General features: G+C 53.5%; 9 protein-coding genes. 2 read left to right on the top strand and 7 right to left on the bottom strand.

Annotated features, from left to right (window positions below; genetic code table 11):
- Positions 1-123: 123 nt before the first annotated feature.
- Together CSC3H3_RS04545 and CSC3H3_RS04550 are read right to left on the bottom strand one after the other, a co-directional pair.
- A complete protein-coding gene (locus tag CSC3H3_RS04545; RefSeq protein WP_101286094.1) occupies positions 124-1,074 on the bottom strand; it encodes an NAD(P)-dependent oxidoreductase in 951 nt (316 codons plus the stop codon).
- Between the two features lie 144 nt (positions 1,075-1,218).
- A complete protein-coding gene (locus tag CSC3H3_RS04550; RefSeq protein WP_101263988.1) occupies positions 1,219-1,632 on the bottom strand; it encodes a tellurite resistance TerB family protein in 414 nt (137 codons plus the stop codon).
- A 466-nt stretch (positions 1,633-2,098) separates the two neighbouring features.
- Here CSC3H3_RS04550 and CSC3H3_RS04555 point away from each other — a divergent pair, with 466 nt between their 5' ends.
- Positions 2,099-5,110 carry a sensor domain-containing protein gene (locus tag CSC3H3_RS04555; RefSeq protein ID WP_245881369.1) on the top strand — a complete coding sequence of 1,004 codons (3,012 nt, stop codon included), beginning with the start codon at positions 2,099-2,101 and terminating at the stop codon, positions 5,108-5,110.
- A gap of 84 nt (positions 5,111-5,194) precedes the next feature.
- Here the strand turns inward: CSC3H3_RS04555 and CSC3H3_RS04560 are convergent, their stop codons facing one another.
- The 4 genes from CSC3H3_RS04560 to CSC3H3_RS04575 form a co-directional block, all read right to left on the bottom strand.
- Positions 5,195-5,854, bottom strand: a complete 660-nt coding sequence (locus CSC3H3_RS04560; RefSeq protein ID WP_101263990.1) for a Crp/Fnr family transcriptional regulator — start codon at positions 5,852-5,854, stop codon at positions 5,195-5,197.
- Between the two features lie 59 nt (positions 5,855-5,913).
- On the bottom strand, positions 5,914-7,296 hold the full coding sequence (locus CSC3H3_RS04565; protein WP_101284001.1) for a PepSY-associated TM helix domain-containing protein: 1,383 nt from the start codon (positions 7,294-7,296) through the stop codon (positions 5,914-5,916).
- 690 nt (positions 7,297-7,986) lie between these two features.
- The gene (locus tag CSC3H3_RS04570; RefSeq protein ID WP_245881270.1) at positions 7,987-8,433 is read right to left on the bottom strand and encodes a DUF2946 family protein; all 447 of its coding nucleotides are present in this window, start codon (positions 8,431-8,433) and stop codon (positions 7,987-7,989) included.
- A 121-nt stretch (positions 8,434-8,554) separates the two neighbouring features.
- The gene (locus CSC3H3_RS04575) at positions 8,555-9,472 is read right to left on the bottom strand and encodes an SMP-30/gluconolactonase/LRE family protein (protein WP_101284003.1); all 918 of its coding nucleotides are present in this window, start codon (positions 9,470-9,472) and stop codon (positions 8,555-8,557) included.
- Positions 9,473-9,713: 241 nt separating this feature from the next.
- Between CSC3H3_RS04575 and CSC3H3_RS04580 the strand changes: the two genes are divergently transcribed.
- Positions 9,714-11,468, top strand: a complete 1,755-nt coding sequence (locus CSC3H3_RS04580) for a YaaW family protein (RefSeq protein WP_101284005.1) — start codon at positions 9,714-9,716, stop codon at positions 11,466-11,468.
- An 80-nt stretch (positions 11,469-11,548) separates the two neighbouring features.
- Here CSC3H3_RS04580 and CSC3H3_RS04585 read toward each other — a convergent pair whose 3' ends face one another.
- A complete protein-coding gene (locus CSC3H3_RS04585) occupies positions 11,549-12,790 on the bottom strand; it encodes a hypothetical protein (RefSeq protein ID WP_101284007.1) in 1,242 nt (413 codons plus the stop codon).
- Between the last annotated feature and the right edge of the window lie 23 nt (positions 12,791-12,813).

Consider the following 12,813-nt stretch of genomic DNA (forward strand, 5'->3'; position numbering starts at 1 on the left):
AAAGTCAAATAGCGGTGAAAGCCGCCTTTAACAGTGCCCTTTGTTATATGGGGGCAAACACAAACCCCCGGCAAGGGCCGGGGGTGCAAAGGGCATTAGTTGCCTGGGTGACCGGCCTTTGGCCTAGTCTTCCTCGTAAACGCGGATCAGGGCGGAATGGTCCAGATGGCCTTCGCCCATATCGATCAGTTCTTCGTAAAGTTCCATTGAAAGACGGGTCATGGGCAGTTCAAGGCCCAGTTCGCTTTCGGAAAATTCAAGCGCCTGATAAAGGTCTTTGCGCTGGGTGGTGGCCTTGCCGCCCGGTTCAAAATTGCGTTCGATCATGCGTTTGCCATGCTGCTGCAAAACGGTGGAATCGGCAAAGCCGCCCGTCAGGGCATCGCGCAGTTTGGCAATATCAACCCCGGCTTCTTCGGCCATGGAAAAGGATTCCGCCACGGCAGCAATGGTGATGCCGACAATCATCTGGTTGGCGGCCTTGGCGATTTGCCCGGCACCGGCCTGTCCGACATGGGTAACACGGTTGCCCAGCACCTTGAAAATACGGTCCACACGCTGGAAAATATCGGCTTCCCCGCCCACCATGATCGACAGGCTGCCATTTTGCGCGCCCAGCGTGCCGCCTGATACAGGGGCATCAAGCCATTCACCGCCCGCATCCTCGACGGCATCGGCAAAGCGGCGGGTCGCATCAACGGCGGTGGTGCCCATATCAATGACGATGGTGTCTTCTTCCAGGCCATCAAGAACGCCGTCTTCACCCATCAGCACATTTTCAACCGCTTCGGTATCGGCCACGCAGATAATGACGATATCGGCATTGGCAACGGCATCGGCCGGGGTGGGCGCGGTTTCAACCCCCAGATCCTCGAACATGTTCAGCGTTTCGGGGTTGCGGGTGGTGACAGTCAGCTTCGCACCTGCCTTTTCCAGATTAAGCGCCATATGGCGCCCCATAAGCCCCAGTCCGATGAAGGCTATGTTTTCGCCTGCCAGTGCAGTCATGACGGTCGTTTCCCTTTGTCGTGCAGTCGTTAGCAATGACGGTATGCCGCGTAAAACACGGCACATGAAATTCACAGCAGCCCGGCGCAAAGAAACCGGACCCGCCACCGGGCCCGGCATATGCGTTGGAAAAAGATGCTGCCAGCTTACGGTTTAATGTGGCAAATCAGCGTCGAAATCCGTGGTTTCCTGCGGCAATGAAAATTGCCATCAGACATCGGCGGGGCGCAGATAACGGGCGGCCATGGCCCGTTCAATAGCAGCGCCAACCAGGCGGTCGATATCCAGACGGTGACGGATCAGTTCGAGAATGCGTAATTCTTCCTGGCTGATTTCACCATCCGACAGGACGATTTCACAGGCAAAAACATAGGCCGTTTCACGCAGCTTTTTGGGCAGGGCATCGCGGATCAGAATCAGGGTGTTATCAAGGCCATCATCTTCGGCCAGCCGTGCGGCACAGTCACGCGTGACCTCGGTCAGGCGTTCGCTGTCGAAACCGGCGAAAATGGGAAGATAACGCACCCGTCGTGCCATTGCGGAAAGTTCGGCATCGGTGATGTCATTGTCTGCAGCCGAGACCATAACCATCGTGTAGATCAAAGCGTCCTGATGGGAAATCACCGTTGTTCTCCTCGATATTCCGGGTTTGACAAGGGCGTGCCTGCCAATCGGCGTGAAGCCTGATCGCTTTTTCAGGGTAGAACGCCAGCCGGTTGCCCGCAACTGTTTAAGGGGGCCACGCGATGAAAATTTTGCACATGGCGGATTTTTACAGTTTTGTTGCCAAAGGGATTTTCGGGATTGGCGCGAAAAATGGCGTAAAACTGCGCTTATCGGCTGTATTGATAAGAAATTTCTAAAATAAGTAAATGTGAAAGTATGAGGAATGCGGGGAATTGCCCAGTAATGCAAAAAGCCCTTTGCAGGGTGTTTGTGAAAAGCTATGTTCGCGCAGCTATAACAAAAACCGATGAACATAGCTGGGTAAATGGGAGCCAATATTTCAACTGACGCCGCTTCGACAGTCGCGGCCCTGATTGCCTGTGACCGAGTGCCAGCGGCAGTCATTGCTCCTGACCGGCAAGAAATGCTGGTGAATGCAGCATGGGCCGGCGTGTTTGACGTGCCCGTGAGCGACAATACCCAGTGGCTGCCAATTGGCGATTGTGTTCGTATTTCCGGTATTATTGACCAGGCGCGCGCATGCAGCGATCGGGTGGAACCCCAGGGCGAGACATTTGTCCTGCCCGTGGCCGAGCGCGACCATAGCTATTTTCTGGGCTGGTGGCTGCCTGCTGATGGCGGAAATCTGATCCGGGTTGTGATGCTGACCCAGGAAGACCGGCTTGTTTCATCGGGTTTGATGATTTCGCCTTTGCCGGTACTGGTATTGGGCCAGCAGGGCGAATTTCGCCATGGCAATGCGGCGGCCGAACTGATTGCGCTAGAGGTGGGATTGCCCAATGTGGCGGCACTGGCAACACCCAATGGCCAGCGTCCCCTGAGCGGCCCGCCCGAAGAAGGCGAACATCTGCGTTCCGTGCATTACGGGCAGCGCATATTCCAGTGGCGACGGACATTTCTGGTTGATAATTGCGGAATTGCGCTGTTCGGGCGTGATTGCACCCGCGAAGAAAGTTATCGCCGGGCATTGGAACATGCGGTGCAGGGGATTGTCGACCTGGCACCGGACGGGCGAATGACATCGGTAAGCGATGCGGTGGCATCGCTGTTTGGCTATGACAATGCAGGTGCGGTCAAGCGCGCCTATCTTGCCAATCCCGAAAGTTTTTATGCCCGCGATGATGACCTGGTTGACCTGCGCCAGCATTTGCGTCGCGGCAACGGCTTTAGTGGCCGCGAAATTGAAATGCGCCGGCACGATGGCAGCCAGGTTTGGGTGCGCATGAATGCCACCGTCATTCATGGCGAAGGCGGCATTTTGCTGGGTTACAGCATTACCCTGATTGACGTGACCAAAAACCGCCAGGCCGAACATGACCTGCGCCGCCGTCAGGAACGTTACCGTGCGCTGGTACAGACGGCAGGCAGCGTGATCATGTTCCTCGATACCGAAGGGCGTATTCTGGAATATAACCGCGAAAGCGAATGGACATTTGGCTATTCGTGGATGGAGGCTGCGGGCCGCAACTTTTTTGATCTGCTGGTGGTAGAACGCGAAAGACGCGCGGTTGCCCAGCGTATCAACCGCATGATCGCCGGTGAAATCATCAAGGACGAAGTGGTTTCGATTTGCCGCAAGGATGGCGAAATCCGGCTTCTGCAATGGAACGTGCGCGCCCATTTTGCCGAAAATGGCAATGTCGCCGGTGTAATTTGCATCGGTCAGGATGTAACCGAGAAAACCGCGGTTGAACGCGCCCTGCGTCTGGCCGAAGAAAAATATCGCGGCATTTTTGAAAACTCGGCCGAAGGGCTATATCAGGCAAAGCCATTGGGGCCGTTACTGTCGGCCAACCCGGCCTTTGTTTCGATCATGGGTTATCGCGATGAACGCGACCTTGTTTTGAAAGAAAAGGCGGTTCGCGACGGGTTTTACCTGCAACCGGGCACGCGCCTGCAATTTACCGGGCGCCTGTTGCGCGATGGATATGTCCAGGGTTTTGAAGCCGAACTGCGCCGGGGTGATGGCAAGATCATCTGGATCGAGGAAAATGCCCGCCTGGTGCGCGATGATCGTGGTGTGCCGGTTCTGATCGAAGGGTCGATCACTGATATTACCGATCGTAAACGTTCGGAAGCACGCATCCAGTTTCTGGCCCATCATGACGGGTTAACGGGCCTGCCAAACCGCACGCTGTTTCAGGAACGGCTGGCTGCCGCTGTTGCGCGGGGCAAACGCGAACATAGCAGTTTTGTCCTGATGCTGTTTGACCTTGATAATTTCAAGGACATCAACGACACGCTGGGCCACCCGATTGGTGATTTGCTGTTGCAGGGTGTGGGCGAACGGATGCGCGTTCGTCTGCGCAACGAGGATGTAGTGGCACGCCTGGGCGGCGATGAATTTGCAGTTTTGCTACATGACCCCGGTTCACCAGAGGAAATAGCCCTGGTCGCACAGCGCCTGATTGAGCGCGTGAGCGAGCGTTTCATGCTGGAAGGCAATGAAGTGCTGGTTTCGACATCGGTGGGGATTTGCGTTTATCCCAAGGATGGACGCGATGAGAAGGACCTGCTGCGCAATGTCGATCTGGCGCTTTATTGTTCCAAGGCCGAAGGGCGCAACCGGTATCATTTCTTTGAAACGCGATTGCAGCTTGAAGTGCAGGAACGCAAAGCCCTGGAACGCGACCTGTCGCGTGCGATTGCCAATAATGAATTCGAACTGTTTTACCAGCCGATCATTGATGTGAAGGATCACCGCATTGTCGGGATGGAGGCGCTGGTGCGCTGGTTCCATCCGTCACGCGGGCTGGTCAGCCCGGTTGATTTTATTCCCGTTGCCGAACGCATGGGCATCATTGCCGAAGTGGGCAAATGGGTGCTGAACAATGCCTGTTTGCAAACCCGCGAATGGAATAATGCCGGGCTGGGCAAGCTTCTGATTTCGGTTAATCTTTCACCGCTTGAACTGGCCCGCCATGAAGACTTGATCGAAAGTGTCGGCGATGCCCTGCAAAAAACGGGGCTGGACCCGCACCAGTTGCAGTTTGAAGTAACCGAAGGGGCAATGATGGATAACCCGCGCGAAGCGGCCATCACGCTGGGCATGTTGCGCAATCAGGGCATTCGTATCGCGATTGACGATTTCGGCACCGGTTATTCGTCGCTGGCCTACCTGAAACGCTTCCCGGTGGATAAACTGAAGATTGACCGGTCATTCATCATCGATCTGGATCAGGAAGATGGTAATTCGGCCATTGTGCGCGCCGTCGTCTTTATGGCGCGGTCCTTTGGCATGTCGGTTAATGTCGAGGGCATCGAAACCGAAAAGCAGTTGGACCGTATCCGGGCCGAAGGTGTGGATGAATTGCAGGGCTTTTTCTTTAGCAAACCTCTGCCTGCCCCGGAAATGGAAGCATTATTGCAAAAACAGATTGGCGCGGGCCTGGTGCCGGGCATGACCACGCATTAAAACCGGGGCAAGGGCTTTAAGCGCCATAGAAAATGCGAAAGGCGGCAAACGGGCCGCCTTTTTTGTGTTTAAGGACAAAGGGTTTTACGCAGCGCGGTCATCCCAGAATTCGCCAGCATGATGAAGCAGTTCCTGCCGGTTGATACGCATTTGAATGCGATGCGGGTTTTCGGGCGGGGTCAGGCACCCCTGTCGGCGCAGGCTGGCAATGGTGCGGCTGGCGGTTTCGGTGGTAACCGAAACGATGCTGCCCAGTTTGTCACGCGGCGGGACAATGCAATGGTCGCGATAGGCCACCCACAATAAAAACCGGCAAATGCGGCGAATGGCCGTGCCGGTGCCGATATTGATTTTCCAGTAATGGCTGGCGATAACTTCGCGGCCCAGCAAATGCGAAATGGCGCGTGCCACCTGCAGGCTGATGGATTGCTGCTGGCGCAGGCGAAACAGCGGAATACGCAAAAGCCGGCTTTCGGCCAACGTTTCGCTGATCAGCGGTGGGCTGGTGGGCGATGACACGGCATCAAGCGCTTCAAGGCCGATAATATCGCCGGGGCGATAAACACGGCAGATTTCGCGTTCCCCATTACGGTTGTAATACCCCTGAAGCACCAGCCCGTCCTTTAACAGATAGGCATGGTTCAGGGTTTCCTGTGCCGGTTCCAAAATGTGGCTGGCAGGCAGGGTTTGGGCTTTGTCATCGGCATAAGGCAGGATTTGGCGCAGGGCGTCGTCCGTGTTCATGGCCGGATCCTTTTGTTTGCGGGAAAGGCGCACGACAGGGCCGTGCGCCCAAACAATGATCAGGCGTTGCGAAGCTGCAGACGCGGACGAACAACCAGCAACATATCAAGTGCCAGAATGATGATCATGGACAGGCCCACCAGCGGGAAAATGATGCCACCAACCGCCAGAATGGCGGTAACGCCGTAAACCTTGCGCATGTCACGCGGCAGGGGCGGAACACCCATCTGGCCGCTGGGGCGGCGTTTCCACCACATCACACCGGCCGAAACCGCCATGAAAATCAGGGATGCACAAATGGCGAGCATGAAAAGCTGGTTCGCCAGGCCAAATTCCTGGCCCATATGCACATTGATCCCCCATTCCATTGCCTTGCCCAGCGGGCCGTAATCGGCATAGGTCATATCGATCAGCGGTTTACCCGAATATTGATCAAGATGGATGACATGCTGAAGCGACAGGTCGTCGGGATAAACCGATGCGCTGTAAACACCGCGCTCGCCCGATGGCATGCTCACCGCATAGCCCGGCACCATGCCCAGCGCATTGAAGGTCGATGTGGCGGCATCAATGCCAATGGCCTGGGCAGCGGTATCGACGGATTGGGGCAGGGGGGCGTTTTCGGTGGTCCAGCCGGTTTGTCCAAACGCATCAATCATGGGGATGGTTGATAGCGGTACATCAACGCGCACACCGGACGGATAGCCCGTTGGGGTGCCATTGGCGAACTGGTTGGCATATTTGCCCCAGAAAACCGACCAGGGCATACCGGTTGTGGCAAGAAAAACAATAAAGAAACCGGCAAACAGCCCGACGATGGCGTGGCTGTCGCGCCACCAGCGGCGATTGGCCGGTTTGCCGCGAATGGCCAGGCGGGACGAACCATCGGTCCGTTTGGGCCACCACAGATAAATGCCCGTTGCCACCAGAAGAATGGTCCAGCCCCCGACAATTTCGATCAATGCATTGGTGAAGGTGCCAAATTCCGCCAGGCTGTGCAGGCGGCGAATGGTCCACATGATGGTATCGCGATCACCCAGTTCACCCAGCGCCTGCCCCGTATAGGGGTTTACATAAACCGCATGGCGGGCACCGCTGGCATCCGCAATGGTGACTTCGGTGCTGGCGGTGGGGGAAATCGGCGTGGTCAGTTTAACAACCTTGCCATCCTGCAGGGCCAGCGCATTGGTGATTTGCGCGCTATAGGGCAGTGGCGTTTCAGCCGTGGGCGTGACCTGTTTTAAATCGGCATAAACGAAATTGTCGATTTCATCGCGAAACAGATAGGCCCCGCCGGTAATGGCCAGCAAAACAATAAAGGGCAGCACAAACAGCCCGGCATAAAAATGCCAGCGCCAGACCGCGCGATAAAACCCGTTTGTCCCCTTCGCCCCGTTTGCGCCGTTCTGGCGCTCGGTGGCTTTTGATGATGAATTTGGCATGGTTGTCCCCTGTGCCAGGCACGCCTGCCAATGCCATCGGGCATGACGGCAGTGCCAATGGATATGAAATGCGAAAACCTGCAACAGGTGCGCAGCCCACACCGGACAAAGCCGGTGAAACAGTTCAGGGCCACAGCGCGCCATGTGTTAAAGGCGGGCGTTGCAGGGAAAGGCGACAGGGCAGCATAACCAACCGACAGACAGGGCACGGTGATTGCCACGAAACACATGCAGGACAACGAACCATGCAACGGTTTAGGGGCAAATATGCCAGTGCGCGCATCATGGAAATCATGATGCAGGCGCGATCCCACGCCATGGGGAAACCCGGTTTCACAGGGCCGCACGCATTGCCAAACCGCCATGAAAAACACGGTCAACGGCAATTAAGCGACACCTGCTTGGGGCAGCCGGGGATGTTTCGAAACAGCAGGGCAGGCGGGGAAATGGCGTTTCATTGTTGCCACAACCCTATCAAACAGGATGCTATCCCGGTTGAAACAGGCCCGCATGATGCACCAGAACCCGCTGCCCAAACCCGTTACGGATGATGGTGCAGGCGTTACCGGGCATTCATTGCCTGATTGATCCTGTAATATCCCTATAGATTCCAAAGGAACCCAGCTAAGCCCAACTAATCCCGGCTAATCCCGGCTAACCCCGGATTATTCCGGCGTGGATCGCGGTTGATTATGCCACAAAGGACAGCGGTGGCGCACGGGCAGGGCCCGCATGGGGATAAAATTCGGGCGAATGCGCCGTAATGTGAAGGGCGGTTACCGCATTGGAAAGCAGGATACGGTGAATTTCGGGAATTTCCAGTGTCGCGGTGGGGGCCATGGCATGCATGCCAATGCCGCACAGCGCACATTGATAGGCTTCGTAACTGTCATAGCGGCCCGAAGATTCCGTCGTGGCCTTGCCATCGGTCGGATCAGTGGGCAGGCGAATGGCCTGAATACCGTTTGATGTACAGATAAGAAGCGGAATATAGCCATCGCCACTGGCATCGGCGCGGGCGGCCAGCGGGGCGTGCATGAAGCCGAACAGAACCGTATTGATCAGCAAAATGCAGGCGACCACCGTTGTAATGGTGACCCGCAGATCGGATGCTGATGAGGCCCGGTTGGCGCGCACGGCAATATTCCAAATTCGCGATAATAAGGATTTGGGATATAACGTTTTCTGGAGGCTGTCAAAACTTACTGGCCCCCGTTTCAGGATGTGCCCGCTGGGTGTTTGTCGCCTGATGGATGTATCAGAAAGTTTTTGCACCTGTGGTTGGCAGCAACACCGCATATAGCGATGTGGTAGCGGTAATAAACAGCCGGTTATGGCGCGCCCCGCCAAAACAGACATTTGATACCCGTTCGGGCAGCAATATTTTGCCAATCAATGCCCCGTCCTGATTAAGGCAGTGCACGCCATCAGCCGCCGATGACCAGATACGCCCCTGTTCATCAAGGCGGAAACCATCAAACAGGCCATTGCTGCATTGGGCAAACACTTCACCGCCTGAAAGGCCGCCATTTTCCTTTACGTCAAAAACGCGAATATGGCGTTCATTGGTTGGATAATGCGATGCGCCGGTATCGGCAATGTAAAGGCGGGTTTCATCGGGCGAAAAGGCAAGGCCGTTGGGGCGTTTGAAATCGCTTGCGACAATGCGGGTTTTGCCGGTTTTGGGGTCCAGGCAATAAACGTGGTCGCCATCCTGTTCGCGGTCGGCCTTGAACCCTTCGTAATTGGAATCAATGCCATAACAGGGATCCGTAAACCATATGGTGCCGTCGGATTTAACCACCACATCATTGGGGCTGTTCAGGCGTTTGCCCTGAAACTGATCCACCAGAACGGTCAGTCGGCCATCATGTTCGGTACGAGTAACGCACCGGCGGCCATGTTCACAACTGATCAAACGGCCCTGCCGGTCAATGGTGTTGCCATTGGTGAAATGGCCAAGGCCGCCACGCAAAACACCACAGGCCCCGGTTGTTTCATTCCAGCACATCAGCCGGTCATTGGGGATATCGGAAAAAACCAGCGACCGCAGGGCCGGAAACCACGCCGGTCCTTCGGTCCAGCGCGCCCCGGTCCAAAGCTGTTCGACCTGGGCGCTGGTTTTAACGCTGGTGGCAAATGATGTGTCGATAATTTCAAATTCATGGTCGGCCATGGCCGCAATCCTCGCCTGATATATCGTCACGTTTTATGCTGTTCTGAGTGTGAGGGGTTTAGTTGCCTTTGCAAGTTTAAATTATGAATGGCTCTTTGTTTTGTGTTGTGAATGTTTTTATTTGAGGGTGAAGATTTTAGATTTTTAGATTTTTAGACTTGTCGTTTTAAGTTTTTAGTGCTGTTTTGGTGGTGAGTTTTTCGCATCGTTTAGTTTTTCACGGTGAATTTTCGGGGGGAGTATGAGTAGATTTGATCGGGTTGAAAGTGGAGATTTGTACGCGCTGTTAAGTGTTTGTACAAAAGAGGATTTGGATCCGATAGTTCAGATCATCCTAAAGAAAGTATCAAACTTTCTATCAACTGATGAGAAATATAAAAAGTACAGTCCGGACCATACCAAATACCATAAACTGATAGGTGATGAACTTCGGTTATTTGGAGGGAATTCACTGAGTAACGTTTTTCGCGGCCAAGGACCAGGTTACGATGAGATAGTTTTTGACGTTTGCAAAAAATTGGATGTTCCCTGTCAGGAAGGGAGAATTGTTGAAAATGAAGCCAATTTGTTGGATTTGTTCGCAGCTCCACGTTGGGCGGCAATGTCGGAAGAAGAAAAGAAAGCGATAGCAGAGGATGTTAGAGAGGGGGCGTTAGAAGGATATTCCGGTGTGTCCGGTGTCATCGGAAGTGTTGGAGGGGCCGCTTTAACCGCGAGCCTCATTTCAGGGCCAGCGGGCTGGGCTGCACTTGGTATGAGCCTTATGAGTTCATCTTTTAAGGTAACTATTCCATGTGTGTTGCACATTGCATATTTGCGGCGCCGTTATTTGGAGAAATCGGAAAATATCAAGCAAAACTTCAGAAAATCATCTGCTTCTTTACAGGGATCATCGAGAATTCAAAAATTTGAATTTGATAAGCAATTCATTCTTGAAGAGGAATCAGGAAAAGAGCTGTTGTCATTGAAGACTTTAAAAAACTATTCGCAAGACAGGTCTGTGGGGTTTTCTCGTGATAAGGATGCAATTGCCAAGTTCAATGAATTGCTGCTAGCGGTTCCATCTCTGGTCACGACTCTCGAGTTGCAGAATCACAATTATATGCTGGTTGAAGCCAACGGGCAATTGGTTAAGGCCACAGGCGGAGGGTTTCGGGGACTTGTTGTTGATTCGGCTAATAAAGTTAAAGAGCATGCCAGATTGTTTGAAGCGGACACTTTGTCCACTTTGGTCAATAGTACTGCAATCATAACTTTGGCATCAACTTTGCTCGCTCAGAAGCATTTGGCTGATATTAGCCGAAAGCTCTCGGATATTAAGCAAGAGATCGATAACATTCGCACATTTCAAAAAAATGAACGAAGAGCATTGGTTTCTGGGACAGTTCATTATTTGGAGCAGTTAGCTGTTGCTGTTTTTGATGGGCTAACTAGTTCAACTTTCCTCTCGCAGATAGAACGCAGCGAATTGGATATGTTGCGTGTTCAGTATCATATTTTGGCTGACGTTCGTGAATTGGAAAACGATATCAAAAAAGCTGAGCCTAAAAAAGTGACCGGCGTCGATGGCATTAACGAAATTTCGACGTACCAACAGGACTTGACCGCACTTTACTCAGAGCTCGTGATTTGTGTGAGGGCGAGAGCTTGTGCTCTGCAATTATTGAGTAAATTCCCAGATTCAAGCTTTATCCTGAAGAACCGTCAAAAAGACATCCTGGCCGCAATCGACGAAATATCAGGATCGACAGAAATTTATCAAACTTTGCGTGCATTATTTCATGAAGCAAGCGGGTTTTGGAAGGGGGATGTCAACCAAATTAAATTGAGTTTGAAGCGAGAGAATGAAGTGTTGATGGACTCGATGCAGCAAATGAAAGATGAAGTGCGTTCGACGATAGAAGCTATTACCTATTCAGCTCAGGCAGCAGAGAAAGGCATGCGTTTCATCGTAAAAATTAAAAATGGCACCCCTGTTGCAGCACAGCTCCTATAAACTTTAACAACTGTTCGTATTTAGGCAGCAGCAATTAGCAATGTGAAAGAAATATTGCTGCTGCACTGATTTATAGTTGGTCATTTGGTTTCCAGATAGTCGGTTTTGTTGTCCTTGTAGTGGATATCGGCCATGGTGATACGGCCCTGGATGCCGGAATTTTTATCAACCCGGATGCCGGCGCGCGGGCTGTTTTCGATCCAGCTATCGCTGATATCAAGATTGCCGCCGTCATAGATATTGGCTTTGAAATAGCCATCGCCGCCGCCATCGGCGATGCGGACATATTTCCAGATATTCTGATCACTTTTGGAATTCAGGACAATGCCGCTCCAGGAGCCGGGCGTGGTGCTGACCCCGTGAATGGTGATGGGCTTGTCTTCGGTGCCAATGGCTTTAAGCGATGCGTTATCATCGATGCTCAGCATGGCATCATTGCCCATCTGGATTTCGACACCGGGTTGCAGTTCAAGATTGGCAGCAATGGTTTCGCTGTAATGCCAGATATAGGGCACACCGGCATCCACCCAGCTTGCATCGTGGTTAAGCGCGCCAAGGGCGACAAGGTCGATCTGGTTTTTTGTGCTGTCGCTAAAGGTGCTGTTGGCGTCGATCATGCCAACGGCATCGGGTTGCAGGCGTGCCGGGATATCGGTGTGGTCGATTTTATTGGTACTAAAACCACGCAGCGCACCTAAAACCTCGATCCCGTAGCCGGTAATGTTGGTGATATGGGTGTTTTCCATGCGAAGGGATGCGCCTTCATCGACCATCACGGCCCGGGTTGGCGGTTTCGGGTCGCCAATGGCACGTTTCATGACCGATCCGCTTGTGCCCTTCTGATTGCCACCGGCATAGGAAATATTGGTGTATATCAGCCGGTTTTTGCTGCTGTTGGAACTGAAATAAAGCCCGTACCAGTAACCCGGTGTTTCATCATCGGCGGTAAAGGTGACGGGCTGATCGCTGGTGCCCTGTGCATCCAGCGCCCCGCCATTTTGAATATCCAGCCCGGCATTTTCCTTGAATTTCAGGATGGTGCCCGGTGCGATGGTGACCTTGTCGAAAATATCGATTTTGTCGGTCACGATGTGGCAGCCCGACCATGTGACCGGCTTGCGGATTTCGCGGGACGATTCCTGCATCAATGCCAGGCGTTCGGCATCGGTCATGGTGGTATCGGTAAACAGTTTCTGCATATCAAGCGGCGGGATCAAAGGCGGGCAGGCATCATCTTCGGCCCATGCCGGGGCGGCTGCCGCCAGCGTGAATGTCAGCAAAAGGGCGCAGCCCGCTAAGCTCCGGCGCGATGCAGAGACCATGATTGTTCCTTCCAGGTCGGATT

Origin of the sequence: Thalassospira marina (assembly GCF_002844375.1) — a bacterium.
Taxonomy (GTDB): Bacteria; Pseudomonadota; Alphaproteobacteria; order Rhodospirillales; family Thalassospiraceae; genus Thalassospira; species Thalassospira marina.